The organism is Nocardia sp. NPDC060255 (assembly GCF_042727395.1).
Taxonomy (GTDB): domain Bacteria; phylum Actinomycetota; class Actinomycetes; order Mycobacteriales; family Mycobacteriaceae; genus Nocardia.
Genome location: NZ_JBHXAU010000008.1, coordinates 213,910 through 239,032, shown reverse-complemented (window position 1 = coordinate 239,032; position 25,123 = coordinate 213,910). Strand labels below are relative to the sequence as shown.

Below are 25,123 nucleotides of genomic sequence, written 5' to 3'. Positions count from 1 at the left end.
TACATTGCCCCAGTGTTCATTTCGAGATATCTAACCGTCCGGCGTGGGACGATGTCGTTCGGGTCGGTATCGGGCCGACCGGTGAGAAGGCAACGCCATGTCCGATGAGCAAGCCACACCCGAAGTGACTGACCTGGGCGAGATTCCAGCGGCCACCGTGATCGAGACCCCTGCCGCCACAGATACCCGCGACAAACTGTTGCAGGCCATCGGCCAGGAAGCCCAGCGAGTCGCGGAGAACTCCGCCGGGCAGGCAGCCACAGCGCTGGAAACACTCGCCCGCGCTTACACCCTCGTGTCCGCCGGACCCGCCGTTGCATCCAGAATCGAACGGGGAATAGTGAGGGTTCAAGATCCGCTCGAAATCGTCGGATTGCGCGGGGAAACTGTTACCACTGCCAGCGGATAGACGAAACCGGGCTACGCACCCGGTGTCGAGCGCGGCGGTGCTGGACAGGGACCAGACTCACGCGCACGCGGGATAGATCCGCGCGGCCGGTGATGTTCGGAGATGGACCGTTCATTAACGGTCCATCGACACCTGACCGATTGAGCTCAGAAGCTAGCGGGGCCTCCATTTTTCGCCGGTGCGCCTGTCACCAGGGCACTGTTCCGGCGTCGTCGAAGAATTCGCCGGTCGGTCCGTCGTTGGGGAGGGTCGCGAGGTGGATCGCGATTGCGGCACCCTGTTCGGGGGTGCGGACGCCACGGAAACCGTTGAGGTCTGTTGCGGTGAAACCGGGGCAGCCGCAGTTGATCAGGATGTTGGTGTCGCGCAGTTCTTTTGCGTATTGGATGGTGACGGCGTTGAGGAAGGTCTTCGACGCCGAGTACGCGGCGGAAATCGGACCGGTCTCGGTACCGGGCCTGGTCTGCAGGGTGAGTGAGCCGACGCTGCTGGACATGTTCACAATTCGCGGTGATGCCGAGCCGCGCAGCAAGGGCAGCATCGCGTTGGTGACGCGGATGACGCCGATCACGTTGGTTTCCACGGCAGCTCGCACGGTCGCGGGATCGACCGTGGTCGGCGCCTGCGGCATACCGCCGGTGATCGCCGCATTGTTGACGAGGACGTCGAGGCCGCCGGCTCGATCGGCGATGAGATCGGCTGCGGCGGCCACGCTCGCATCGTCGGTTACGTCGAGCGGTACACCGAACGCATCGACTCCGGCCGCCCGTAGCTTCTCCACCGCGGTGTCGCGGCGTTGCGAATCCCGCGCACCCACACCGATTCGCCAGCCAAGCGCACCTAGGCCCGCCGCGATCTCGTATCCGATTCCTTTGTTCGCGCCGGTCACCAGCGCGATCGTCTGTGTACTCATACCTTCGATCCTGATCCTGCGCCTGGGTGCGCGTCCAAGACCGACCGGGTAGGCGGCGATACCGTGCGGGTATTGGCCGTGGTCATCGCCGGATATCATGACCTGGTGGAGACGCGAGAGATGCGATATTTCGTCGCCGTCGCCGAGGAGTTGCACTTCGGGCGGGCGGCACAACGGCTTGCGATCGCGCAACCACCGCTGTCCCGGGCGATCCAGCAGCTCGAACGGCGGCTCGGAGTCGTTCTGCTGCACCGCAACTCGCGCGCAATCGCTTTGACCGAGGCCGGGTCGGTGTTGCTGCGGGAGGCCCGGGCCGCGCTGGACGCGGTCGAAGCCGCGGAGCGCCGCACTCGACGCGCCGCTGCCGACCGGCCGGGCATAGTGCTGGCGACGAAGGCCGGAGCGTCCAGCGAACTGTTGTCGAAACTGCTCGACGCCTACGCCGCCGAACCGGGCGCCGTCGCCGTCGAAGTGCTGCTGTGCGGACCCGGCGAACAGGAAAAGCTCCTGCGTGACGGCCGCGCCGACGTTGCCCTGCTGCACCGCCCCTTCGACACCACGGCCGGATTCGACACCGAGGACCTGCACACCGAACAGCAAGTCGTGGTCCTGCCCGCGGGCCACCCCCTCGCCAACCGGGCGCGTATGTCTTTAACTGAAGTCTCCGCCTTGACCGACCTACCCTTGCCGCGCTGGCCTCGACCGGATGGAAGCTATCCGGACGGCCCCGGCCCACCGGTTCGCGACCACACCCAGCTGACCCAGCTGATCGCGCTCGGCCGGACCTGTGCGGTCATTCCCGAGTCCGCCGGAACTCACTTACGCGCCACACACGCCATCGTGCCGGTACCCGACGCCCCAGCAGTCACAACCGTCATCGCCTGGCCACCGCACAGCAGATCCATAGCCGTCGCCGACCTCGTCCGCACCGCAATACGCCTATAGCCGATACCGCGACACTGGCGAGCCAAAACCGTTGCGGCTCAGAACAATCATCCAAGACCGCCACGGCGGCCCTTGGAAACGCGCATGGCGGCTCCCGATCACCTTCAGCTGCCCGACCCACCGCCCGCTGCTGGTTCCGGGCTGTTCGGGAGGGACCGTAGCTTCGTCCGCGACGGGTCCGACTCAGCGGCGATCGGTGTGTGCGATCGCGGCGGTGAGAACGGGATGCGTTGCGGGACACGGGCGATGGGCCCGGCGCTGACGGGTGTGGGTCCTGGGGAGAGGACATTTGTACTAGGCAAGACCGGATGGTCGGCTCTACGCATGGCCTGCGTGCGCTTCGTAGCGTTGTAGAGGTGCGAAATGAGAGCGACGCCGTGATATTCGCCGGCGTCACCAAAAGTTATGGAGCGGTGCGGGCGGTGTGCGGTCTCGACCTGCGTCTGGCGCGGGGGCAGACCGTCGCGCTGCTGGGGCCCAACGGTGCCGGCAAGTCCACCGTGATCGGCATGCTGCTCGGCCTGATCCCGCCGGATGGCGGCACGATCTCGGTACTCGGCGCCACGCCGGAACGGGCCGTACGTGACGGCCGGATCGGCGCCGTACCGCAGAGCGGCCGCCTGATCCCGGGGGTGACTGTGCGGGAGTTGGTCGGCTTCGTGCACCGAACGTACGCGCGGCGCCGACCGGTGGGTTCGCTGGCCGAGCTCATGGACACAGCGCAGCTCACCGAGCTGGCAGGGCGGCGCGCGGACCGGCTCTCGGGCGGCCAGGCGCAGCGGGTGCGGTTGGCGATCGCGGTCGCGGGGGCACCGGACCTGATCATCTTGGACGAGCCGACGACCGGCCTGGACATCGAATCGCGGCGTGAGCTGTGGGCGAATATCCGGTCCTACACCGAACGTGGAGCCACGGTGCTGTTTTCGACCCACTACCTGGACGAGGCGGACGATCACGCTGACCGGATCGTCGTCATCGACCGAGGTCGCGTGATCGCTGAGGGGACGAGTGAACAGATCAAAGAACGGGTGCCTGGCCGCCGGGTCAGCATCGAATTCACATCCCCGGCACCGGTTCTCGACGCGCTGCCTGGCGTGGTCGGCAGCGAGACACGCGGCTCTCGCGTCCACCTGCACACCACCGATGCCGACGCTACCGTGCTGGCGTTGGCCGAGGCCGGCCTGCTACGCAACCTCGAGGTCGTTGGCGCCAGCTTGGAGGAAGCATTCCTCACCCTGACCAGCAGGGAGGCCATCCGATGACGATCGGGGCGTACGCGCGGCTGGAGATGATGCGGATCCTGCGCGATCCCGGCTATCTGATCATGACCCTGATCTCGCCGCTGACCATGTATCTGGTGTTCACCAGCCTTCACCTGACCGGCCAGGGCAACCACGCCGATCCCTACTCGATGGTCGGCATGGCGGCCTTCGGCGCGGTCGGCGCGGTGATGACCAACGGTGTCGCGATCGCCGAGGACAAGCCACTGGGCTGGATCCGGCAGCTCCGGCTGCTGCCGATGCGCCCCACCGACGCCGTGCTGGGCCGGACGCTGTGTGCGATGGCGGTGTCCCTGCCGCCGATCCTGGCGGTGTGCCTGGCCGCTGCCCTGATAAACGGGGTATCGCTGTCTGCTGGTCAGTGGGTTGCCGTGCTCGCGCTGCTGTGGCTGGGGATCGCGCCCATGGCGGTGCTCGGCACCGGTGTGGGCTATCTGCTGACCGCCCAGCAGGCGCAGATGGCCGGCTTGACCTGCTATATGGGCCTGTCACTGCTCGGCGGCCTCTGGTTCCCGATCGCCGAGTTCCCCACCTGGCTGGCAGACATCGCCGAAACCACTCCCGTCAACCGCTATGGGCAGTTGTCCTGGCAGGTGATCGGCGGCCACCCGCCCTCTGTCGGCACGATCGCGGTGCTGGCGGCCTGGGCAGCGCTGTTCGTGGCCTTCGCCACCTACGCCTATCGCCGTTCGACCCGTCCGGCGTGACCTGTTGCGACAGCGTATTCCGTTCTCCCGGATACGCTGTCGTGAGTGAACGAGGTGACCGGCTGGTGAGCCGTCCCCGACTGCGGCCGGTCCTGTCGGCGAGGTGGCGAGCCGATGTGCCACCACGCCGCCCGAAACTCGATCTGGAGCGGATCGACCGCAACGGCCCCAGCCGCAGCGCGTTCTGGGTGTGGACGGCCTTTCTGCTGATCCCGGCCGCACGGCTGGGAGCGGACCCGAGGGCGCTGTGGCTGACTGTGCCTTCTCTGCTGTTGCTGACCGTGCTGTACACGGCGGTGGTGATCACCGTGTTCGACGGCCGCCGTCCCATGCGAGTACCGCTGGCGCTGCTTGCGGGGATGACGGCGGCCACGGCGGCCACGACGTTCGCCTTCGGGCAGGGCTGGTATTCGGTCTTCCCCCTGCTGGGCGTGGCCGCCGGGGTGGTCGCCGGACAGGTGCCCACCAAGTTCGATGGCCTGGACCTGCCCCTGCTGATCCTGGTGGGCGGTCCCACAATGCTGTCGATCGTGGTGCCCTGGCTGGCCGGCGCGCCGGGCGGCACCATCTTCGGCTGGTCTTCCGGCACTGCGAGCGCGGTGCTGGTTACCGCGGTTATCTTGCGGCTGTTCGTCGTTATCGGCCTGCTCGGCGAGGCGCGTGCAGAGCTGGCCCACGCCGCCGTCGCGCGGGAGCGGTTGCGCTTCTCTCGCGACCTGCACGACCTGCTGGGGCACACCTTGTCGATCATGGTGGTGAAGGCTCAGGCTGTCCGTCGCATCGCCGAGCGCGATCCGACCGTGGCCATCGCGCAGGCATTCGATATCGAAAACATCGGCCGCGATGCGCTCACCGAGGTTCGTCAGGCAGTGACCGGTTACCGTGGTCGCGGATTGTCCGCCGAGCTGGACGCCGCCTGTATCGCCTTGTCCGACACCGAAATCGAGCTCATCGTCCGCCGCCGGTGCCCGCCGCTCCCGCCCGAACCCGACGCCCTGCTCGGATGGGCCGTACGGGAAGGCGTCACCAACGTGATCAGACACAGCGGCGCCCACACCTGCGATATCACCCTGCGTCGCCAAGGCGACGACGCCGTACTGGAGATCCGCGACGACGGCCGCCCGGAGCTGCCGCCCCGCCCCGGCGGGCACGGCCTGAACGGATTGCGGGAGCGGATCTCCGTGGCGCGAGGCACGGTCGAAGCCGGTCGGTCGCCAGGCGGCGGCTTCACCGTCACCGTCACCGTTCCGCTCACCACGCGAGAATGGGACTCATGATCAGAGTCCTGCTCGCCGAGGACCAGGGCATGATGCGCGAAGCTCTGGCGCTGCTGCTCGGACTGGAGCACGACATCGAGGTCGTCGGCCAGGCCGGCGACGGCACCGAGGTGCTCCCCACCGCCCTCACCACCCGCCCCGACATCGCCGTCCTGGACATCGAGATGCCCGGCCGCAACGGCCTGGACCTAACGGCCGACCTGCGCCGTGCACTCCCCTCCTGCAAGATCCTGATCCTCACCACCTTCAGCCACCCCGGCTACCTCCGTCGTGCCATGGACAACGGCGCGAGTGGCTTCCTGGCCAAGGACGGTCCCATCGAGGACCTCGTCGCCGCGATCCGCCGCATCCTGATCGGCGAGCAAGTTATCGACCCGGTATTGGCCACCGCCGCACTATCGGTCGGTCCCAACCCGCTGACCGACCGCGAACGTGACGTCCTGGCGGCCGCCGCCAACGGCTCCACAGTCGCCGACATCGCCGGCGCCCTCCACCTGTCGGAAAGCACAGTCCGCAACTACCTATCCGCAGCCATCGGTAAAACCCACTCCCGCAACCGAATCGAGGCCGCGGCCACCGCCCGCCACAACGGCTGGCTCTAGCCGACATGCATAGTCGCGGATCAACCGGTCTCTTCGCTCGGCCACAGTCGGTGGCCGGTCACGATCGTCCCGTGTCCGATTCCCGGCCGGAGTCGTCGCCTTTGCCGAAGCGGCGCAGGAGCCAGCGTCTCGACTGAAGCTTCGAACATGCGCTATTATTAGAACATGCGTTCGAACGGAGCCTTTGAGGAGCAGGTCAGCGCGCTGGAGCGGGCGGTGGCCGGGCTGCGTGGGCTCGATGTTTCGCGGGCTACCGAGGACGAGTTGGTTGACCTGTTGGAGCGGTTGGAGTCGGGGGCGCGGATGTTGGCGGGGGTTATTTCGCGGGTCGCCTATCGGCTGCGGCAGGTGCGGGATGCGGTGTAAGGGCAAGTTCGGTCCCTTCGCTCGGTGTCCGGCGGGCGATCACCTGGTCGGGGGTCGAAACATGTTGTGGTGGTGGTTGTTCAGGCGCGTTTGTGCCGATACAACGACCGCTGGACTGTTAAACTCGACTCGCCCGCAAACTGGGCGGTTGGGCGCAGTGCAATGGACAAAGCAGTATTCAACAGAGCCACATATATGGCGTACAGCCTCGGCACGGTGGCGGCGGCCGCCACATTTGGCCTCATTGTCTTCCTCTCGGCTTGGACGCTGCACTACTGGCAGGCCTGGGTCCTGCTGGCATCGACTTTCGTCGGCTACGGCTCGGGGATTCTGGGTTCTATCGCGCGTCGCGAGCCGGCACCGTTGCGTGGGAGTCGCGAGCAGGGACCATCGCGGCCGGAACCATCGGATGAACCGCGGGTCAAAATTCCGACAAGTCGGCGGTTCGTTCTCTACCCTGTGTGGCTCTGCTTCCCCGCCCTGCTCATCGTCCCTGGCCTCGACCATCGGTTCGGCTGGTCATCGGTCCCGCCCTCGATCAGCCTCGCCGCCGACCTCGCCTTCGCCGCGGGCCTGCTGCTCACCTACCGCGTACGGGTGGCGATCCTCCGCCGATTCGACGCGAGCACCGAGGAGGCGCAGGACCGGCGGATGATCTCGACCGGCCCCTTCGCCGTCGTCCGCCACCCCATGATCGCCGGGCTCCTGCTGTACCAGGGCGCCATGCCCATCGCCCTCGGATCCTGGTGGGGCCTGGTCGCTTTCGCTGTCATCATGCCGCTGGCAGTGGAGTGGACGTTCTACGAGGAAAAGGTCATGGGGCAGATGTCCTCCGACTACTCCGAGTACACCCACAAGGTCGAATACCGTCTGGTCCCGCACGTCTGGTGATCCGCTCCGGCACTCCCCACGGTCGCCGAGTCGGTAACGTGTGTAAGCCGTTTATCGGAAGGCTAGAGACTCGCGGATTCGATTCCGAGCACAGTGTGCAGGCCGGCTTCGCCTTTCGCGGTGACGCGGATGGCGCGGCCGGTGCCGACCCGGGTGATCCAGTCGAGTTCGTGCAGGCGGCGGCAGAGTTGCGCGCCTGCGGCACCACCCAGGTGGGTGCGGCGTTCGGTCCAGTCGAGGCACGGGCGGGCGAGTGGGCGGCGGGTGGCTCGCAAGGCGGCGGGCTGGACTCCGAGTGGCCCGGTCAGCCAGGCCAGGCCCGCTTCGGTGAGTGCGAAACCGCCGTCCTGGTCGAGCAGGTCCCGGGTGGTCATGGCGTCGGTGATGGCCACGCCGAGGCGGCCCGCGAGGTGGTCGTAGCAGGTCCGGCCGCGCGCCAAAGCCGCTGCGACAGTAGCGGTTCGGAGGTTGGTCACGGCGGGGCGCGGCGGGTCGAGGTGGGTGACCATGGACTCCAGCAGCTCGGCGACCTGCGGGCCCGCCAATTGAACGTAACGGTGCCTGCCCTGTCGGCGTTCTATGAGCAGCCCGCCGTCGAGCAGCCGATTGAGGTGTTCGGTGGCGGTCGACGCGGCCACACCGGTGTGCCGGGCGAGTTCGCCCGCGGTCCACGCGCGGCCGTCGACCAATGCCAGGCACATGTCGGCGCGGGTGCGGTCGGCGAGCAACGCGGCTAGACCTGCCAGTTCGGCACCTCTGGAAGACATGACCCCATCATGGTGCGCGATCGTTTCGGCGGCGACCGAAACGACGCGGGGATACGGTCACGGGCATGAATCGGACAGTTCCTCTGATCACCGACCCCGATCAGGTGCGCGCCACCTTGATCAGCGCACCGGTGCCCGCCGTGCCCGCGGTGGACGCGCCGGTCGGCATGGCGTGGTTGCGCGCGCATGTGCCGCGCTTCAGCACCGGATCCGAGCATCAGCGGCTGCGGGCGTTGGTCACCGCGGAACTCGACCGTCTCTCCCCCGCCGACCTGCGCGCCCGGGCAAGTACCGCCGGCGGACCGCTGCCCCATGTCCATGCGCTGGCGGAAGCCCTTGGACTACAAGACATTTCCGTCGACCAGGTGGCATTGGTCGCCGCACACTATCAGCCGTACGAGCCGGACAATCCTGCGGCCGACGAGGCCGTCGTGGCACTGGTCGAGACCTGCGGCGGCGTCGCCGACGACGCCACGGCGGCGCGAATCTGCCTGCTGGTTCAGGCTTGTGCGGCAACCGGCGCGCTGGTCGACAACGCCAGGCAGTCGAACGCGACCGGCACCGCCGAGCAGATCATCATGCGAACCATGGACGAGAACCCGCCGCTGCGCTCCACCAGGAGAGTCGTCGCCGGAGAGGTGGTCGAGCTCGACATGCGGCACCCTGGACTGGGTTTCGGCGCGGGCCCGCACGCCTGCCCCGGACGAGAACACGCCATCGCCATCGCCACCGGAATCATCGAGGGATCCGCATGAACAAGACGAAACTCTTCCACGAACTACATCACGGCGAGCAGCCGCTGGTCCTGCCCAACGCCTGGGACTTCGGCTCCGCGGCAGTCCTTGCCGCCGAAGGGTTTCCGGCGATCGGCACCACCAGCCTCGGCGTCGCGGTCGCGGCGGGACTGCCGGACGGCACCGGCGTGACCGGCGCGGCGACCATGGCGCTGGCCCGGCTACTCGCCCCGCTGCCGGTGCCGGTGACCATCGATATCGAGGGTGGCTTCAGCGAAAGTCCCACCGCGGTCGGCGAATACGCGGCGGAGCTGGCGGAATTGGGTATCGCCGGAATCAATCTGGAGGACGGCCGCGCGGAAAGCACACTGGCCGACCCGGATCACCAGGCCGAGCTGATCGCCGCGATCAAGAAGCGCGTACCGGATCTGTTCGTCAACGCCAGGGTCGATACCTACTGGGTGCAGGACGACATCGACCGCACGCTGGCCCGCGCCGAGCGGTACGTCGCCGCGGGCGCGGACGGCATCTTCGTGCCCGGCCTGACCGATCCCGACGGCATCGCCCGCATCGTCGCCGCGATCCCACTGCCCGTGAATATCCTCTACTCGCCGACCGGCCCGTCCATCACGGAACTCGGCGCACTCGGCGTCCGACGGGTAAGCACCGGCTCGCTGCTGTATCGCACAGCGCTGGCCGCGGCCATCGACACCGCCCGCGCGGTCCGCACGGACACTCCGCTCCCGCACGCCGCCCCGCCATACACCGAAATCCAGGCCCTCACCGACTGACCGCCCCGCGAACGGGACAGCGGCGAAGTGCGAGAAGCGCCGCCCTCGCTGTCCCGTTCGACGACGATTCCGTTCTGTCGGCGGAGAGTTCGGCGGAGGTGTCGATTCGGTGGGTAGTCGTTCGTGTAGTCGGTGGAGCCGGTGACGGGCCGGCCTTACCGAAGGAGCGCATATGGGCAGGATCACCGCGGTCGAGCACGTGACGTTGGACGGTGTCATGCAGGCCCCCGGCCGGGCCGATGAGGACACTCGGGACGGATTCCGGCTGGGCGGCTGGGCGCATCGCTTCAGCGATTCCGTGCAGGCCGAGGTAATGGGCGGGCACATGACCGGCCATCACGGCGCACTGCTGTTCGGCAGACGCACCTACGAGGATTTCGCCGGATTCTGGCCGCACCAGACCGGCAACCCGGTCACCGAGGTACTCGACAAGACCCAGAAGTACGTCGCCGCACGCACACTCACCGAGCCATTGCCCTGGCAGAACTCCACCCTGCTGCCGGGCGACGCCGTCCCCGCGATCGCCGAGCTACGACGTGACCTCGATCTGGTGCTGCTCGGCAGCCACGATCTGCTGCGATCGCTGATGCGCCACGATCTCGTCGACGAGTATCTGTTGCTGATCGCCCCGACCGTCGTCGGTACCGGCCGTCGCCTGTTCGACGGCATCGAGCTCGGCGATCTGCGGCTCGTCAACACCACCCCGACCACGACCGGTGTAATCATCGCTACCTATCAGCGCGGATGAGGAGGACAACCCCGATGAAGCAATACCTGCTCAGCATCTACCAGCCCGATGGCGAGGGCGTCCCCGACAACATCGACGAGATCATGCGCGACCTGGACGCGGTCAACGCCGACCTGAAGTCTTCGGGCGCATGGGTATTCGCGGCCGGGCTGCACGCCCCGAGCACCGCAACCGTGTTGCACGCCAAGGGCGATGACGTCCTGATCACCGACGGTCCCTACGTCGAAGGCAAGGAACATATCGGCGGGTTCACCATCATCCAGGCCGCCGATCTCGACGAGGCTCTGGTGTGGGGTCGCCGACTGGCCGCGGCGATCACGCTGCCGATCGAGGTCCGCCCGCTACGGGACAGCTAGATGGTCGCACCCGTGACCACCGCGGTGATCGAAGGGGTGTTCACCGAACATTACGGCCGCGCGGTCGCCAGCCTGATCCGCGTCTTCGGCGATATCGGTATCGCCGAAGACGCGGTGCAGGAGGCGTTCACCGCGGCGGTCCAGCGGTGGCCGTCGGACGGGCTGCCGCCGAGCCCGCCCGGCTGGATCATCACCACCGCACGCAACCGGGCGATCGATCGGCTCCGCCGGGAAGCCTCCCGCCCGGACCGCCACGCGCAGGCCGCGTTGCTGCACGCCGGCGACGAACCGGCCGAGGAGGGCGCGGTGCGCGACGACCGCCTACGGCTCATCTTCACCTGCTGTCACCCCGCGCTGGCGCGCACCGCGCAGGTGGCGCTCACCTTGCGACTGCTCGGCGGGCTCACCACCGCCGAGATCGCCCGCTCCTTCCTGACCGCCGAATCGACTATGGCGCAACGGATTGTCCGCGCCAAGGGCAAGATCCGCGACGCCCGCATCCCCTACCGCGTCCCCGCCGACGCCGACCTCCCGGCCAGGCTGCACGCCGTCCTCGCGGTCATCTATCTGATCTTCACCGAGGGCCACACGGCGACCTCCGGTGACCGGCTCGTCCGAGCCGACCTGTGTGCCGAGGCGATCCGTCTCGGTCGGCTGCTCACCGAACTCATGCCCGACGAGCCGGAAGCGGCTGGACTGCTCGCGCTGATGCTGTTGACCGATGCCCGCCGCGCGGCCCGTACCGGCGCCGACGGATCCCTGGTGCCGCTGCCCGCGCAAGACCGCGACCGGTGGGATCGCGAGCGCATCGCCGAGGGGCACGCGATCGTACGAGAGTGCTTGCGCCGCAACCAACCTGGTCCGTATCAGCTCCAGGCCGCGATCAACGCCGTGCACACGGACGCGCCGATCGCGGCGGCCACCGACTGGCCGCAGATCGTGCGGCTCTACGACCAACTGGCCGCGCTGACGCCGAGCCCGATCGTCGCGCTCAACCGGGCGGTCGCGGTCGCCGAGGTCGACGGCCCCGATGTCGCGCTTGCCCTGCTCGACGATCTCGACCTCGAAAAGTATCACCTGTACCACGCGATTCGGGCCGACCTGCTCGAACGCCTCGGCCGCACAACGGAAGCCGCGGCCGCCTTCGACGCGGCGCTCGCCCGCACCGGCAACGCCGCCGAACAAGCCTTGCTCGCCCGCCGCCGCGCCGCGTTGACCGACCGCGATTGACTGCCGACTCGACACCCGCATATCGACCAGCCGCTGCCCATTGTTGACTACCATCGAAATCAGCGGCCAACGGCCGAAAGGGGGTCGCTATGTTCGAGAGATTCTCCGATCAAGCCCGCCGGGTCATCGTGTTGACGCAAGAAGAGGCGCGCGAGCGCGGTCACGACTACATCGGCGCGGAGCACATGCTGCTCGCCGTCCTGCGCGCCTGCGAGATCGGTTCCGCGGCAACCACCGCGCGCGCACTGACCGAGTTGGGGATCGATCCGACGACCGCTCGTGCGCAGATCGCGCTGACGCCGGGGGCTACGGATCACAGCATGTCGGGCCATATTCCGTTCACCAAACAGGCCAGAAAGGCGCTGGAGAACAGCCTGCGCGAAGCGCAGGAGCTCGAACACGCACATATCGAACCGAGCGACTTACTCCTTGCCCTGACCAGCACCGCGGCGGACGATCCGGAGACACCCGTCGGCGCCGCCGTCACCACGCTGGGTCTGACGCACGACAAACTACGGCAGGCGCTGCGCGCCGTCGCGAAGTATCGGATCGCCGCCACGGTCACCCCGCATTTCACGACGCAGGCGCAGAAAGCGTTGGCGCGCGCCGATATCGAAGCGCGTCAATCCAATAGCGGCAGAGTCGATACCGGGCACTTGCTGCTCGGGCTCCTCGCGCAGGAAGACGAGGTCGTGCGGCCCGCGCTGCAGGCGCTCGGCATCGATCCGGATCAACTCGCCACCGAGGTGCTCAACCGCATCCCCCGCGCCGAGTGACCGCTGACCGATCACACCTCGAGTCGGCTGCCGCGCAAAGGTTCTCCCGCCGCGCATGAATCAGCTGCCGATTTCGTGCTCGGCGGCACAGAACGTGCGCAGCGTACCGCTCCAGCGTGGATCTCATGCCAGGCGGCCGCCGCCGTCGACGTGCAGTGTGGTGCCGGTCATGAACGGATTCGTGAGGGCGAGTAGCGCCGCCGCTGCGATATCGGCCGAACTGCCCACGCGCCGGGCCGGATTGGCTGCGGCGATACCGGCGAAGAAGTCGTTCTTGTTCTCGCCCATGCCATCCCATGCGCCGGAGTCGACGATGCCTGGCGACAGCGCGTTGACACGAATCGGTGCGAGTTCCACCGCCAGCGCCTCGGCGAGGAAACTCACGGCACCGTTTGTCGTCGCCATCACCGCTCGGCCCGGTGCGGGCCGCCACGCTGCCACTCCGGCGAAGAGCAGGATGGCGCCGCCCTCCCGTATCCGCGGACCGAAGTGCTTGGCCAGCATGATCGGTCCGATCACCTTGGCATCGAATGCCCTTGTCACGGCGGCACGCTCGAGGCCGGTCACCGGTCCGTTCGCGTGGTCGGCGGCGACCGACACCAGATAGTCGATTTCCCCTACGTCTTGCGCCAGTCGCGCGATCGATTCCTCATCGCCGAGATCAACGGTCGCGCTGGCGGATGCTCGTGGGTCCCGCCCGGCCAGCACGACCGTCGCACCCGCGTCGATGGCGTCGGCGGCGAGTTGCCGACCGATGCCGGAGTTGCCGCCGATGATGACGAGTTTCTTGCCGTCCATCGAGCCTGTCATGGGTATCTCCTCGGTAGTGGTTGCCCTTCACCGAGTTCCAACGTGGTGCTGCGGCGGTGCAATCCCGTCGTGAGATCGATCTTTTCTGGCTTTCCGATAGGATCTGCGAATGGCAACGTTGCGGGCGCTCGAATGTCTCGTCGCCGTGCTCGACTTCGGTTCGGTGACCGAGGCGGCGGCCCGGCTGCACATGTCGCAGCCCGCACTGTCGCATCAGCTCGCGGCGCTGGAACGGGAGATCGGCACGCCGGTGGTGCAGCGGTTGCCGCGCGGAGTGCGGGCGACAGCGGCAGGGCAGGCGATCGTCGCGGATGCGCGGGCGGCGCTGGCGGCGGCCGAGCGGGTGGTGACCACCGGCCGGGCCGTCGCGGCGGGCGCGCAGGGACAGCTGCGCATCGCGTGCGCGGAGAGCATGACCGCGGGGTTGCTCGCGCCGGTGCTGCGTGGGTGGCGGCGGCGGCATCCGGACGTGCACGTCACATTGCACGAAATGACCAGTGCCGACGCGCTTTCGGAGCTCGTCGGTGCGGGCGCGGCGGATCTGGGCATCGGACCGCGACCGTCGCAGTGGGAGGGGCCGCTGGCCGTGATCGGACGCGAGGAGATAGTCGCCGCGCTGGCAGCGGCGGATACCGCGACACCAATTCCCCTCAAAGACATTGCCGCACAACCGATCGTGCACTATCACCCGGACAACGGCCTCGGCGCCTGGCTCGACGACATCGCCGCCACCCACGGCGTCACGCTCACCGCCGCGACGCGCACCAGGCAGGCGACCACCGCGGCGCAACTCGCCGCAGCGGGCCTCGGCACCGCCTTGGTGCCGACCACCGCGCTGTCCGCGAGCTTCCCCGGCGTCGTCCGCAGCCTGCGGCCGCCGATCTTCCGCGATGTCGTCTGCCTGACCAGCACGCCCAACGACCCACTGGTGCAACGATTTCAACACGAGGTCCGCAAACGTGGCGTGCCGGTCCCTGCGGCGATCGCCGCACAGCTCACGCCTGCGCGCTGACCGGCCTCAGTGCTTGCGCACTACCCGTTCACCCTGCCCCGGCTTCCAGATGGTGATGTCGAGGTGGTCATCGATGACCTCGACGGTGGACGCACTGCTCACCTCCGCGATGTAGAAGTGGTCGAACTCTTGACCGCGAAGATCGAGCCCGATGTCATCGAACAGCTGCTGCGCGAAGCGGTCATGGACCTCCTTGTCAGGAAGGTCGACGACGGTGCCGAACAGTTTCGCGTCACCGTCGCTGACCTTCGTGTCGATGGTGGCGGTGTGCAAGCAGAATCGCGGATCGCGGGCCAGATCACGGAACTTCGTCGTGCCCGGCATGCCCGCGATCACCAGCATGTCCTCGAAGATCCGCGGCTCCACCGGGCTGATCCGCGGGAACCCGTCCGAGCGGAGGGTGCCGAGCATGCACAGGTAGCCGGTGGCGGTGTACCTGCGCACAAAGAGCTCGGAGATGTGCGGCGCTTCTGCGGTGAACTCGCTCCAAGTGGTCATGTCGTCGACGGTACGAGCAATCCTTGACATCTTATGTCATGTTTTAGGACTAATCTCGATTCATGCGCGCAAGTCGACTGGTGCAGCTGCTGCTGATCCTGCAAACGCGCGGGCGATCCACGGCCGGCGAGCTCGCCAAGGAGCTCGAGGTATCGGTGCGCACCGTGTACCGGGACGTCGAGGCGCTGTCCGCCGCGGGCGTGCCGGTATACAGCGAGCCGGGCCGCGCCGGCGGCGTACAGCTCGTCGACGGCTACCGAACCCGATTGACCGGCCTGACCACCGACGAGGCGGATGCCGTGCTGCTCGCCGGATTACCGGGCGCGGCAGCCGATCTCGGCCTCGGTACCGTCCTGGCCACCGCACAGCTCAAGGTGCTCGCCGCCCTCCCACCCGAATTACGTGGCCGCGCAACCCGAATCGCCGAACGGGTACACATCGACGCACCGGGCTGGTTCCACCGCCCCGACGAAACACCCACCCTGAACACCGTCGCCGACGCGCTCTGGCACGACCGCAAGCTGCGGGTGCGCTACGGCCGCAAAGACAAAGTCGTCGACCGCACCCTCGACCCACTCGGCCTGGTCATGAAGGCAGGCACCTGGTACCTGGTAGCCCGAGACGGCACCGCCATCCGCTCCTACCGCGTCAGCCGCATCCGCTCCGCCGAGCAGACAAGCGAATCCTTCGACCGCCCCATGGATTTCGACCTCGCCGACCATTGGTCAACGGCAGCAGACGATTTCGCGCAATCGATGCTCCGCGTGCGCGCCCGCTGCCGAATCGCCACCACCCACCTACCCATGCTCCGGTTGATGAACGAACCGGCCGCCGTCGCCGAAGCACTCGCCTCGGCCACCGCCCCCGACGCCGAAGGCTGGGTCGAAATAACCCTCCCCTCAGAGTCCTACGAGGTCCTGGCCCACGGCCTCATGCCCCTCGGCGAATACGCCGAAATCCTCGATCCCCCCGAACTGCGGGCCCAGATGGCACAGACAGCAGCCCGAATGCACGCCCGCTACCACCCTTAGGGATTACCCTGCGCCATCGGATGATTCGTGACCGGCCAGCCCTTCCGGCGCTGCCCGCATGAACACCTCTTCCCGCGCCGTGAACAGCATAGGTAGCGTCCGACGAACCTCCTGCGCCCGACGCGTCGCCGGATCCGCCACGACAGCAGCCTGAATCCGCCGATACGCCTGGTCATCGTCGTACTCCCACACGGCGACAACCCGCCCGTCCTCGGTCTCCCACCGACCAACGAGCCGCGCACCATGGCGCAGCTGGACCGGCAGCAAGTGAGCACGGAAGAAGTCGTGAAAGACCGCGAGATTCTCCTCGACGGCCCGATAGATACGCATTCGATAGATCACGATGACTCGCCGTCAGCAGGTCCAGTCGAGAACTGGCGCAAGAGAATTGGCCTGGGCCGAGGCGGGAATCAAGCGCAACGCCGCATTGCGTAAGGCTACGATCGGAGGGGACGACAGCTGGGCAATGGTGCCGATGCGGCGGGACCGGGTGACCAGCATTTGTGTGCGGGGTCTGCGTTCTTGGTCATACCGGTTCAGGTCAGCGTCGTCGGTGGCGACGCGAGCGAGGACGACGGCGTCTTCGAGGGCTTGGCAAGCACCTTGGCCGAGGTTGGGGGTCATCGCATGCGCGGCGTCTCCCACCAGCGCGATGCGATCGGCGACATAGGTTTTCAGTGCGGGCAGATCGTAGAGGTCATGCTTGAGGACGGCGGATTCCTCGGCGAACGCGAGCAGGGACGGGATCGGGTCGTGCCAAGTGCCGAACCGCCGGCGCAGCTCGGCCAGGCCGCCGCCGGTGGTGTCGGCCGGCATGTTGGCGGCGGCGAAACAGTAGACGCGGCCGCCGGATAATGGTGTGTAGCCGAACCGTTCACCGCGACCCCATGTTTCACCGAGCCCGGTGATCGGCTCCGCGGGCGTGACCACCAACCGCCAAGCGGTGTAACCACTGTAACGAGGAGCGATGTCGCCGCTAACGACGCGACGAACGACGCTGCGGACGCCGTCGGCGCCGACAACCAGGTCGCCCGTTGATGTTCCGGCCGAGTGCGTGACAGTGCCGTCGGTCCGCGCCTCCGTCACTGAGATGCCGGTGCGCAGTGTCGCCGCCGGCAGTGCAGCGCGCAGGACGTCCAGCAGATCGGCGCGATGCATCACGATCGGACTGCCGAACCGGGAGCGAATGGCCTCGGTATCGACCCGAGAAATCCACCGTCCCTTGTGGTCACGAATACCCGACGAGCCTGCTTCGACAGCATGCGATCGCACCTGATCGCCGAGACCGAGCGCATCCAATGCGCGAAGCGCGTTGGACCACAACGAAATCCCCGCCCCGACCTCCGCGATCTCGGCCGCCCGCTCCAGCACCTCCACCTCCCAGCCGCGCCGAAGCAAAGCAATAGCGGTGGCCAGGCCCCCGATTCCGCCGCCCACAATGATCGCCTTGGACATCTCGCAACCCTCCTCTCAGATAGTCACGAGCGTAAGCCGCAGCTTGGTTCGCGAGTATGACCCTCGTCGCGCGCCCCATGCGGCCTCCGACTCGATCTCACCCCGCCCACCCTCTTTGCGATGGGTCGGAACCCGGGCACCCGTCGGGCTCATCGCCGCCAGGACCGTGATCGTCGGCACCGACTTCGTCATCCACATACTCGACGAACTCGATCAACCCGCCTTCGAACACTTGAATTCGTGAGCGCCGCACCATGTTCCGCCTCCTCGCTCGACCCTTGTGGTTGGCGGATCAAGACCAGGATTACTCCGCCCCTGAGCGCCTGCCTACCGACGTTATGAGACTGCTGGCAGCCCGTCTACGAGTTTGATAGAACTTGCCGAGATGTGGTCATCAGCACGCGAGACCTACTAGCTGGAGGGATCATTGACAGCAGCACGGAAAGGCTGTGCACACCGCTAGAGAGGAGGCAAGGTCATGCTTTTGAAATTCCTCGGTAAAGGTGGATCCGGCAACAACGACTGCCCGACCCTGTACGCCACCGACCATGGCTACCTGGCGCAGGGCTGGCGGACCAGCACACCGGGAACGATCGAGATCCCGCACCTCCTACTGGGATTTCTCGAACCGGATACGTATATCGGTGCGACCTTGACCGATACCGGCCGGGGGACGTTCCTCCTCAACGGTCGGCCGATCGCAGACGACGAGACGCTGAGCCGGACACCTACGCGGTGCCGAACGAGTCGGAACCCCTGCGGCGCTTCCTCGATGGCGAACCAGACGACAATGCTTGGTTCGAGTCATGGGGACGGCTTGTGTCGGAGACGACGACTCGGGGTGTACGAGTGACTCGTATCCGCGTGGTCACAGTCCCACATGTCGACTATCAACGGTGGTTGCTCGCACTGACGGTGTTGAATGCCCGAGCCGGAGAAGACATTCGATACCTACCCCGGCATCAGATCAGCGCCGACCAGGTGCCGGCGGATGACTTCTGGCTCCTTGATGATGAGCGGGTGGTGTTCAATCTCGTAGACATGAACGGCCGCGCGGCCGGAGCATCTGCGCTCACCACCGACCCCGGTATTGCCGACCGCTGCCGGACGGTGAAGCAAAGCCTTTGGCCGCTCGCGACCCCATACAGGGACTATATTGCCGGGCATGCGGTAGATATGCAGAGGTGACCGAAAGTGTCCACGACGCACGAGAAGCTCTCGGGGCACAGCTTCGTGAGATCCGGCGCAGAGCCGGAATAAGCGGCCGCCAACTCGCACGCATCTGCGGATGGCATGAATCCAAGGTATCGAAAATCGAATACGGGAGGGTGAAACCCTCCGATGCTGACGTTCGCGCCTACTGCGAACATGCGGGTGCGAAAGATCAGCTTCCAGACCTGCTGGCGACCGTCCATCACATCGATACCGCATACATGGAGTATCGGCGTCAACACGCCGCAGGGCTCAGGCAAGGGCAACGAAAGTCCGTCAAACTTGCCGAACAGTCGAAGCAGATGCGAATCTATCAGCCGACGATCATTCCCGGCATACTCCAGACCGCAGCGTATGCCGAAGGCATCCTCGAGCATTCCGTCGCCTTCTATCGACTCCCTGACGACGTCGATGAGGCAGTCTCCAGACGTATCGAGCGGCAACAGTTTCTCTATAAGGGCGACAGGCGTTTCCATATCCTCATAGCTGAGCAGGCATTGTCTACCCGGGTTGGCGGTATTCAAGTCATGACAGGGCAATTGGACCGGCTTCTTGCGGTCACTGGGCTGCCTCGCGTTCATCTGGGGATCATTCCGGCTGCCGCCGGGCCGCCGATGCAGGCCACAAACTTCGTCTTGTTCGACAATCGCCTGGTCACAGTCGAAGCGGTTACAGCAGAGCTGACAATCACGCAGCCGCGTGAAATCGCCATCTACGGACGTCTGTTCGACATGCTGGCAACACGGTCAGTTTCCGGCGGCGCGGCTCACACGTTGATTGCCGCAGCCCTTGCCCGCCTTCGAGCGCGGGAATAGCTCAGATACCGTCCTGGCGTTCGGCTTCCAGGAGTGCGAGGAGTCCGGGGAATCTGGTCTCGACGTCCGTGCGTCGTAGGCGGATGCCCTTGCGGTTGCCGTAGTCGATCTCGTCGATGAGGCCTGCTTCGCGCAGGACCCGGAAGTGGTGGGTTTGGGTCTGCTTCGAGATCGGGAGGTCGAACGAGTTACAGCCTCGCTCGCTGTCGGTGCGGTCGGCGGCCAGCTTCGTCATCACCGAACGACGGTGCTCGTCGGCGAGAGCGCGAAGCACCACGCCCAGTTCGAGCGCATCGACCGCTGGACCGACCAGGTTCGTCCCGGCCACGGACACCTCCTTCAGGTACGTCTTGCATCGTACCTTAGCGGCGTGCTCTACTCGAGTACGAAATTCATCGTACCTAGACGGCCGGCAATGCGGCCGTCGGCGCTCCGAGAGGTCTTGTCATGAAGAAGCCCGAGGTGCTGATAGTCGGTGCCGGAATCGCCGGGCCCGCGCTCGCGTACTGGCTCGCCCGGAATGGATACCGGCCGACCGTCGTCGAGCAGGCCCGGCAGCTGCGCTCCGGTGGCAGCGCGATCGTCGTGCAGGGGCCCGCGATACCGGTGGCCGAGCGGATGGGCATCCTGCCGCAGCTGCGCGAGCTCGCCACCCGCAATCGGTCGCTGACCCTGCTCGACCCGGCGGGCAAGCGAGTCCTGCGACTTCCCGCTTCGGGCGGGTCGCCGACGGTCGAGGTGACCCGGGCCGACCTGTCCGAGGTACTCCATCGGTCGGCGCGCGGCGATGCCGAGTTCGTGTTCGACGACACGGTCACCGCACTCGATCAGGACGAATTCGGGGTCGACGTCACCTTTCGACGGTCCGCGCCACGGCGTTTCGACTTGGTGGTCGGTACCGATGGGATGCACTCCACCACACGGCGTCTGGTGTTCGGGCCCGAGCGGCAGTTCGTGCGCGACCTGGGTCTATACGGCGCGACCGTCCCGCTGGCACCCGACGCCATCGACGACCCGAGCGAGCTGACGATGCTGACCGTGCCGAACCGGATGCTGGTCGTGCACCCTGCGCGCACCACGCCGCTCGCGATCTTCACCTTCCGAGCCGCACGACTGGCGCCCCACGACCGCAAGAACATCGCTCTGCACAAGCAAACCGTGGCCGACGCGTACGCCGACATGCGTTGGCGGGCACCGGAACTCGTGGCGGCCTACCTCGACCACCCGGCCCCGTTCTTCGACCCCCTGACGACCGTCCGGATGCCCTCGTGGTCCCGCGACCGGGTCGTCCTGGCCGGGGACGCCGCGGCGGCCACCGCTCTGCTGGGCGACGGGTCCAGCCTGGCGATGGCAGGAGCGTATGCCCTCGCCGAAGAACTCGCCGCCCACCACGGCGATCACACCCGTGCCTTCGCCGCCTACGAGTCGCGGCTGCGCCGCGAAGTGCGACCGCGCCAGCGACGCGTCGGCCTGCTCGCCAGACTCATGGTGCCCGGCACCCGACCAGGCCTCGCGGTGCGCAACACGGTGGGCCGCGCGGTCGGTCGCCTCTCTCGCGAAACCGGTGGAGGCGTCCGCGATGCCGAACACGTGAAGAGTGATTTCGTCCGGCAGTAACGGGCCCGGTACGCCGATACGGGGATGGACAGCCGGCGGGAGTATCCGCTGGCTGTCCATCCCCGTTAGGACTTCACCGTCAGGGTCAGCTGACGATGGCGAACAGGATTGCCGCTACCGCGAAACTGACTACGGAGAGGATGGTTTCGAGGACGGTCCAGGTTTGCAGGGTTTGTTTGACGGACATGTTGAAGAACTTCGCGATGATCCAGAAGCCGCCGTCGTTGACGTGGCTGAGGATGATCGAGCCCGCGGCGATGGCCATGGCGATCAGGGCGATCGACATTTGGGAGTAGCCGCCGCTGGCCACCAGCGGAGCGACGATGCCGCCGGTGGTGACGATGGCGACGGTGGCCGAGCCCTGGGCGATGCGCAGACCGCAGCTGATGATGTAGGCCAGCACGATCACGGGAAGGCCTGCCGCGGACATGGTGTCGGCGAGGGCGGTGCCGATTCCGGTGGCGGAGATGACCTTTCCGAAGAAGGCGCCCGCGCCGACCACCAGGAGCAGCATGCCGACCGGCCGCAGCGATTCCGCGGTGAGCTGGCTGAGTTCCTGCACGGTGGAGCCGCGCCGCACGCCGAGCACGTAGAAGGCGACGAGCACCGCGATGAGCAGCGCCACCGCGGGCGTACCGAAGAACGTCAGCACCTGCAGCACCTGAGAGTTCTTGTCCAGCAACTGGGTACCGAAGGTGGCACCGAGGATCAGGATCAACGGGATGGCGATGATCGCGCCGATCAGGCCGACCGACGGCGGTGTCGCGGTCACGGTCTTGGTGGCCACGCCGCCGGAACCATCGGAAACCCGCTCCCCCTCATCGGGAGCGGTCTCCGCCTCGTCCTTGGTGACGAGAAATTCTTCGGGCACCTCGACGTGGATGCGCTTGCCGATGTAGCTACCCCACACGATGCCCGCGGCGATGAATCCCGGTATACCGCAGATGAATCCCATGAGAATCAGCCAGCCTAGGCTGACCCCGAGCAGGCCACCCAGCGCTACCGGCCCCGGGTGCGGCGGCAGGAACGCGTGCGTCATCGACAGTCCGGCCAGCATCGGCATGGCGTACAGCACCAGCGAACGACCGCCCTGCTTGGCGGCCACGTAGATCAGCGGCGCGAGCACGAAGATGCCGATGTCGAAGAACACCGGGATGCCGAAGATGAGCCCGAGCAGGCCCATCGCCACCGGAGCGCCCCGCTCACCGAACAGGTCCAGCAGTTTGCGGGTCAGAACATCGGCGCCACCGGATTTTTCGAGGATCGCACCGAGCACCGTGCCCAGCCCGATGATCACCGCGATGTGCCCGAGGATGCCACCGAAGCCGGTCTCCAGGATGGAGTCACCGGACTTGATCGCCGTGCCGACGATCTTCGACACCGGTAGCCCGGCGGCGAGCGCCAGCGCTAGTCCGGTGAGCAGCAGCGCGATGAACGGCTCCAGCTTGACCTTGATGATGGCGAACAGCAACACAGCGATCGCGAGCCCGCAGAGCACAAGCAGCCCCGGGGTGGTGGTGCGCAGCCAATCTACGGTGGCGCTCACGACTCCGCCTCGCTAGCGCTCGGCTCCGTCGTGCGCACCTGCGCACTGTGTTTTTGGTTCGCTCGCTGACGCTCGCTCACTGTGGACCTCTCAATTCATGGATCGAACGAACGATGCCGCACGCGAAGCGATTTCGGACCAGCGGCCCGCTGCGACATCGGAAGGGGCAACAACGTCGGTTCCGGCCGTGACGGCAACTGCGCCCGCGGCCAGGAATTCGGCGGCATTACCCGCGTTGACGCCACCCGAAGGGATGAGCGCCACGTCAGGGAACGGACCACGCAGGTCCTTCAGGTAGCCGGGGCCGAGCGCCCTGGCCGGGAAGATCTTCACCGCGGCCGCACCGAGATCCAGCGCGGTCAGCACCTCACTCGGGGTGAAAGCGCCCATCACGACCGGAATGTCGTGCTGCGCGGCGACTTCCGCCACCTCCACGCGCAGACCCGGGGTCACCAGGAACTGCGCGCCACTGTCGATGGCGGCCTTGGCTTGTTCACCGGTGAGCACCGTGCCGACACCGATAACTGCATCCTCGGCCGCGCGCGCGGCGGCGAGATAGCCGAGCACACCCGGCGTGGTGAAGGTGAGCTCCAGCGCCCGAATACCGGACGACGCAAGCGCTTCGGCGAGCGCGACCGGATCGGGGATCTCGGGCGCGCGAACCACGCTCAGCACGCGATCGGCGCGGATCACCTGCATGGCCGAGGTACTCAATATGTCTCCTTCCGCGAAGCGTCCATGCGCAGCGCACGTCCGGCGAGTGTCCCGGTGGGCGCGCCGTTTTCGATGGCGAACTCACCGTTGACCAGCACGTGCTGGATGCCGCGCGCCTGCTGTTTCGGGTTGTCGAAGGTCGCGGTGTCCACGACGGTGTTCGGATCGAACACCACCAAATCGGCGGCGTACCCGGTGAATACGAGCCCGCGATCACGCAGCCGCAACCGATCGGCGGGCCGACCGGTGAGGTGGTGCACGCAGTCTTCTAGTTCGAGTAGGCCGAGTTCACGAACATAGTGGCCGAGGTAGCGCGGGAAGGTGCCCCAGGCGCGCGGGTGCGGGCGCGCCGGTGCGAGCAACGCGTCGCTGCCGCCCATGTGCCCGGGGTGCACCATGATCGCGCGCACGTTCTCCTCATGTCCGACGTGCTGCAGGATGCTGGTCGCGAACTGGTCGCGGCGCAAGAGATCGAAGAACACATCGACCGGTGCCATGCCCCGTTCCGCGGCGATCTCGTCGACCCGCTTTCCGACGTATCCCGCCAGTTCGGCGTTGGCCACGCCGCCGATCTGGATGGTCTCCCATTCCACTGTCACGCCGTGACAACCGTCGGACCCGTTCACGTTCACATCCACGGCGATTCGCGCCCGCGCCTCGGCATCGTCGAGCCGGGCCAGCGCCGCATCCGGCCCGCCGGACATCGCCCAACTCGGCAGCAGCGCCGAAAGGGTGGTCGCACCGGGCAGATACGGGTACGTGTCCAGGGTGATGTCACACCCCTCGGCCCGCGCCGCGTCGATCAGCGCCAGGAATTCCGGTGCCCGCCCACGATTCACGTGAAAGTTCATCGTGGCGTGCGTGAGATGCAGTGCGACCCCGGTGGTTCGGGCCAGGCCGATCATCTCCGCGTAGGCCTCGAGCGCGCCCGCCCCATACGACCGGGTATGCGGCGCGTAGAACCCGCCGAACTCGGCGACCACCTGGCACAGGGCCGCCAATTCCCCGGTGTCGGCATACATTCCGGGCGTATAGGTGAGCCCGCTGGACATGCCGACCGCACCCTCACGCAGGCCCTGCGCCAGCAGTTCCCGCATACGGCCGATCTCCTCGGCCGTCGCCGGACGCTGGTCCGCGCCGACCACGAGCAGCCGCAGTGTGCCCTGCGGCACCAGATAGGCCGCGTTGGGCGTGATCCCGCGATCGAGCCGATCCAGGTACTCACCGACGCTGCGCCAGGAGAAGTCCAGATCGCTGGGATTGCCGTTCCATCCGGCGATCTGGCGGCGCACCACCGCGAGGGTCGCATCGTCGATCGGCGCGTAGGACAGGCCGTCCTGCCCGATGAGCTCGGTGGTGATGCCCTGGCTGATCTTCGGGAAGTGGCCCGGCTCGGTCAGTAGATGCAGATCCGAGTGGGCGTGCATGTCGATGAAACCAGGGCACAGCACCGCGCCCGGTCCCGCATCGATGACACGCTCGGCGCCCCCGATACTGCCCGGCTCGGCGATCCGCGCGATGCGCCCCTGTTCGACCAGCACATCGCCGCGGAAGCGCGGCGAACCGGTGCCATCGATGATGTCGATGTCGCGAAAGAGTAAGTCCGTCATGGTCATCGGCT

General features: G+C 66.9%; 29 protein-coding genes. 19 read left to right on the top strand and 10 right to left on the bottom strand.

Annotation, left to right across the window (positions count from 1 at the left end; genetic code table 11):
- Positions 1-97 precede the first annotated feature (97 nt).
- On the top strand, positions 98-409 hold the full coding sequence (locus ACFWF1_RS17825; protein ID WP_379289040.1) for a hypothetical protein: 312 nt from the start codon (positions 98-100) through the stop codon (positions 407-409).
- Positions 410-596: 187 nt separating this feature from the next.
- Here the strand turns inward: ACFWF1_RS17825 and ACFWF1_RS17820 are convergent, their stop codons facing one another.
- Complete coding sequence (locus tag ACFWF1_RS17820; protein WP_379288906.1) at positions 597-1,322, bottom strand: SDR family NAD(P)-dependent oxidoreductase; 726 nt, start codon at positions 1,320-1,322, stop codon at positions 597-599.
- 105 nt (positions 1,323-1,427) lie between these two features.
- On the opposite strand from ACFWF1_RS17820, the gene ACFWF1_RS17815 reads away from it, so the two are divergent.
- The 7 genes from ACFWF1_RS17815 (at position 1,428) to ACFWF1_RS17785 (ending at position 7,390) form a co-directional block, all read left to right on the top strand.
- Entirely contained in the window at positions 1,428-2,267 is an 840-nt protein-coding gene (locus ACFWF1_RS17815; protein WP_379288907.1) for a LysR family transcriptional regulator, read from the top strand.
- Between the two features lie 356 nt (positions 2,268-2,623).
- The gene (locus ACFWF1_RS17810) at positions 2,624-3,529 is read left to right on the top strand and encodes an ABC transporter ATP-binding protein (RefSeq protein WP_379288909.1); all 906 of its coding nucleotides are present in this window, start codon (positions 2,624-2,626) and stop codon (positions 3,527-3,529) included.
- Positions 3,526-4,254 carry an ABC transporter permease gene (locus ACFWF1_RS17805; RefSeq protein ID WP_379288911.1) on the top strand — a complete coding sequence of 243 codons (729 nt, stop codon included), beginning with the start codon at positions 3,526-3,528 and terminating at the stop codon, positions 4,252-4,254. Before ACFWF1_RS17810 ends, ACFWF1_RS17805 begins: the two co-directional genes overlap by 4 nt.
- 41 nt (positions 4,255-4,295) lie before the next feature.
- Positions 4,296-5,531, top strand: a complete 1,236-nt coding sequence (locus ACFWF1_RS17800; RefSeq protein ID WP_379288913.1) for a sensor histidine kinase — start codon at positions 4,296-4,298, stop codon at positions 5,529-5,531.
- Positions 5,528-6,133 carry a DNA-binding response regulator gene (locus ACFWF1_RS17795; RefSeq protein ID WP_379288915.1) on the top strand — a complete coding sequence of 202 codons (606 nt, stop codon included), beginning with the start codon at positions 5,528-5,530 and terminating at the stop codon, positions 6,131-6,133. The genes ACFWF1_RS17800 and ACFWF1_RS17795 overlap by 4 nt, the downstream gene beginning before the upstream one ends.
- Before the next feature lie 165 nt (positions 6,134-6,298).
- A complete protein-coding gene (locus ACFWF1_RS17790; protein WP_379288917.1) occupies positions 6,299-6,499 on the top strand; it encodes a hypothetical protein in 201 nt (66 codons plus the stop codon).
- Between the two features lie 195 nt (positions 6,500-6,694).
- Positions 6,695-7,390: a methyltransferase family protein gene (locus ACFWF1_RS17785; RefSeq protein ID WP_379288919.1), complete on the top strand. Its 696-nt coding sequence runs from the start codon at positions 6,695-6,697 to the stop codon at positions 7,388-7,390.
- Between the two features lie 62 nt (positions 7,391-7,452).
- On the opposite strand, the gene ACFWF1_RS17780 is transcribed toward ACFWF1_RS17785, so the two are convergent.
- Positions 7,453-8,157, bottom strand: a complete 705-nt coding sequence (locus ACFWF1_RS17780; protein ID WP_379288920.1) for an ArsR/SmtB family transcription factor — start codon at positions 8,155-8,157, stop codon at positions 7,453-7,455.
- 65 nt (positions 8,158-8,222) lie between these two features.
- Here ACFWF1_RS17780 and ACFWF1_RS17775 point away from each other — a divergent pair, with 65 nt between their 5' ends.
- The 6 genes from ACFWF1_RS17775 to ACFWF1_RS17750 all read left to right on the top strand — a co-directional run bounded on the left by ACFWF1_RS17775 (position 8,223) and on the right by ACFWF1_RS17750 (position 12,792).
- Entirely contained in the window at positions 8,223-8,912 is a 690-nt protein-coding gene (locus ACFWF1_RS17775) for a hypothetical protein (RefSeq protein ID WP_379288922.1), read from the top strand.
- Positions 8,909-9,682: an isocitrate lyase/phosphoenolpyruvate mutase family protein gene (locus ACFWF1_RS17770; protein WP_379288923.1), complete on the top strand. Its 774-nt coding sequence runs from the start codon at positions 8,909-8,911 to the stop codon at positions 9,680-9,682. The genes ACFWF1_RS17775 and ACFWF1_RS17770 overlap by 4 nt, the downstream gene beginning before the upstream one ends.
- A 172-nt stretch (positions 9,683-9,854) precedes the next feature.
- A complete protein-coding gene (locus ACFWF1_RS17765; protein ID WP_379288924.1) occupies positions 9,855-10,430 on the top strand; it encodes a dihydrofolate reductase family protein in 576 nt (191 codons plus the stop codon).
- Between the two features lie 14 nt (positions 10,431-10,444).
- Positions 10,445-10,786 (top strand): YciI family protein, encoded by a 342-nt coding sequence (locus ACFWF1_RS17760; RefSeq protein WP_379288926.1) that lies wholly within the window; start codon positions 10,445-10,447, stop codon positions 10,784-10,786.
- Positions 10,787-12,016, top strand: coding sequence for an RNA polymerase sigma factor (locus ACFWF1_RS17755; RefSeq protein ID WP_379288928.1), 1,230 nt, complete (start codon positions 10,787-10,789; stop codon positions 12,014-12,016). It begins immediately after the preceding gene.
- Between the two features lie 89 nt (positions 12,017-12,105).
- Positions 12,106-12,792, top strand: coding sequence for a Clp protease N-terminal domain-containing protein (locus ACFWF1_RS17750; protein WP_379288929.1), 687 nt, complete (start codon positions 12,106-12,108; stop codon positions 12,790-12,792).
- Positions 12,793-12,915: 123 nt separating this feature from the next.
- Here ACFWF1_RS17750 and ACFWF1_RS17745 read toward each other — a convergent pair whose 3' ends face one another.
- The gene (locus tag ACFWF1_RS17745) at positions 12,916-13,602 is read right to left on the bottom strand and encodes an SDR family oxidoreductase (protein ID WP_379288931.1); all 687 of its coding nucleotides are present in this window, start codon (positions 13,600-13,602) and stop codon (positions 12,916-12,918) included.
- 109 nt (positions 13,603-13,711) lie between these two features.
- On the opposite strand from ACFWF1_RS17745, the gene ACFWF1_RS17740 reads away from it, so the two are divergent.
- Positions 13,712-14,614, top strand: a complete 903-nt coding sequence (locus tag ACFWF1_RS17740) for a LysR substrate-binding domain-containing protein (protein ID WP_379288933.1) — start codon at positions 13,712-13,714, stop codon at positions 14,612-14,614.
- 6 nt (positions 14,615-14,620) lie between these two features.
- On the opposite strand, the gene ACFWF1_RS17735 is transcribed toward ACFWF1_RS17740, so the two are convergent.
- A complete protein-coding gene (locus ACFWF1_RS17735; protein ID WP_379288935.1) occupies positions 14,621-15,112 on the bottom strand; it encodes a pyridoxamine 5'-phosphate oxidase family protein in 492 nt (163 codons plus the stop codon).
- A gap of 62 nt (positions 15,113-15,174) precedes the next feature.
- Here ACFWF1_RS17735 and ACFWF1_RS17730 point away from each other — a divergent pair, with 62 nt between their 5' ends.
- Positions 15,175-16,143, top strand: a complete 969-nt coding sequence (locus tag ACFWF1_RS17730; protein WP_379288937.1) for a helix-turn-helix transcriptional regulator — start codon at positions 15,175-15,177, stop codon at positions 16,141-16,143.
- A 3-nt stretch (positions 16,144-16,146) separates the two neighbouring features.
- Here ACFWF1_RS17730 and ACFWF1_RS17725 read toward each other — a convergent pair whose 3' ends face one another.
- Together ACFWF1_RS17725 and ACFWF1_RS17720 are read right to left on the bottom strand one after the other, a co-directional pair.
- Positions 16,147-16,473 carry an NIPSNAP family protein gene (locus tag ACFWF1_RS17725; protein WP_379288939.1) on the bottom strand — a complete coding sequence of 109 codons (327 nt, stop codon included), beginning with the start codon at positions 16,471-16,473 and terminating at the stop codon, positions 16,147-16,149.
- 24 nt (positions 16,474-16,497) lie between these two features.
- Complete coding sequence (locus tag ACFWF1_RS17720) at positions 16,498-17,598, bottom strand: FAD-dependent monooxygenase (protein ID WP_379288940.1); 1,101 nt, start codon at positions 17,596-17,598, stop codon at positions 16,498-16,500.
- A gap of 735 nt (positions 17,599-18,333) precedes the next feature.
- On the opposite strand from ACFWF1_RS17720, the gene ACFWF1_RS17715 reads away from it, so the two are divergent.
- A complete protein-coding gene (locus tag ACFWF1_RS17715; RefSeq protein WP_379288942.1) occupies positions 18,334-18,786 on the top strand; it encodes a DUF6879 family protein in 453 nt (150 codons plus the stop codon).
- On the top strand, positions 18,783-19,625 hold the full coding sequence (locus ACFWF1_RS17710) for a helix-turn-helix domain-containing protein (RefSeq protein WP_379288944.1): 843 nt from the start codon (positions 18,783-18,785) through the stop codon (positions 19,623-19,625). The genes ACFWF1_RS17715 and ACFWF1_RS17710 overlap by 4 nt, the downstream gene beginning before the upstream one ends.
- Before the next feature lies 1 nt (position 19,626).
- On the opposite strand, the gene ACFWF1_RS17705 is transcribed toward ACFWF1_RS17710, so the two are convergent.
- Positions 19,627-19,953: an ArsR/SmtB family transcription factor gene (locus tag ACFWF1_RS17705; RefSeq protein WP_379288946.1), complete on the bottom strand. Its 327-nt coding sequence runs from the start codon at positions 19,951-19,953 to the stop codon at positions 19,627-19,629.
- Between the two features lie 119 nt (positions 19,954-20,072).
- On the opposite strand from ACFWF1_RS17705, the gene ACFWF1_RS17700 reads away from it, so the two are divergent.
- Entirely contained in the window at positions 20,073-21,242 is a 1,170-nt protein-coding gene (locus tag ACFWF1_RS17700) for an FAD-dependent oxidoreductase (protein WP_379288948.1), read from the top strand.
- Between the two features lie 85 nt (positions 21,243-21,327).
- On the opposite strand, the gene ACFWF1_RS17695 is transcribed toward ACFWF1_RS17700, so the two are convergent.
- From ACFWF1_RS17695 to ACFWF1_RS17685, 3 genes are all read right to left on the bottom strand, one after another.
- Complete coding sequence (locus ACFWF1_RS17695) at positions 21,328-22,788, bottom strand: GntP family permease (protein WP_379288950.1); 1,461 nt, start codon at positions 22,786-22,788, stop codon at positions 21,328-21,330.
- A 90-nt stretch (positions 22,789-22,878) separates the two neighbouring features.
- Complete coding sequence (locus ACFWF1_RS17690) at positions 22,879-23,487, bottom strand: bifunctional 4-hydroxy-2-oxoglutarate aldolase/2-dehydro-3-deoxy-phosphogluconate aldolase (protein WP_379289029.1); 609 nt, start codon at positions 23,485-23,487, stop codon at positions 22,879-22,881.
- Between the two features lie 11 nt (positions 23,488-23,498).
- Entirely contained in the window at positions 23,499-25,112 is a 1,614-nt protein-coding gene (locus ACFWF1_RS17685; protein ID WP_379288952.1) for an amidohydrolase family protein, read from the bottom strand.
- Between the last annotated feature and the right edge of the window lie 11 nt (positions 25,113-25,123).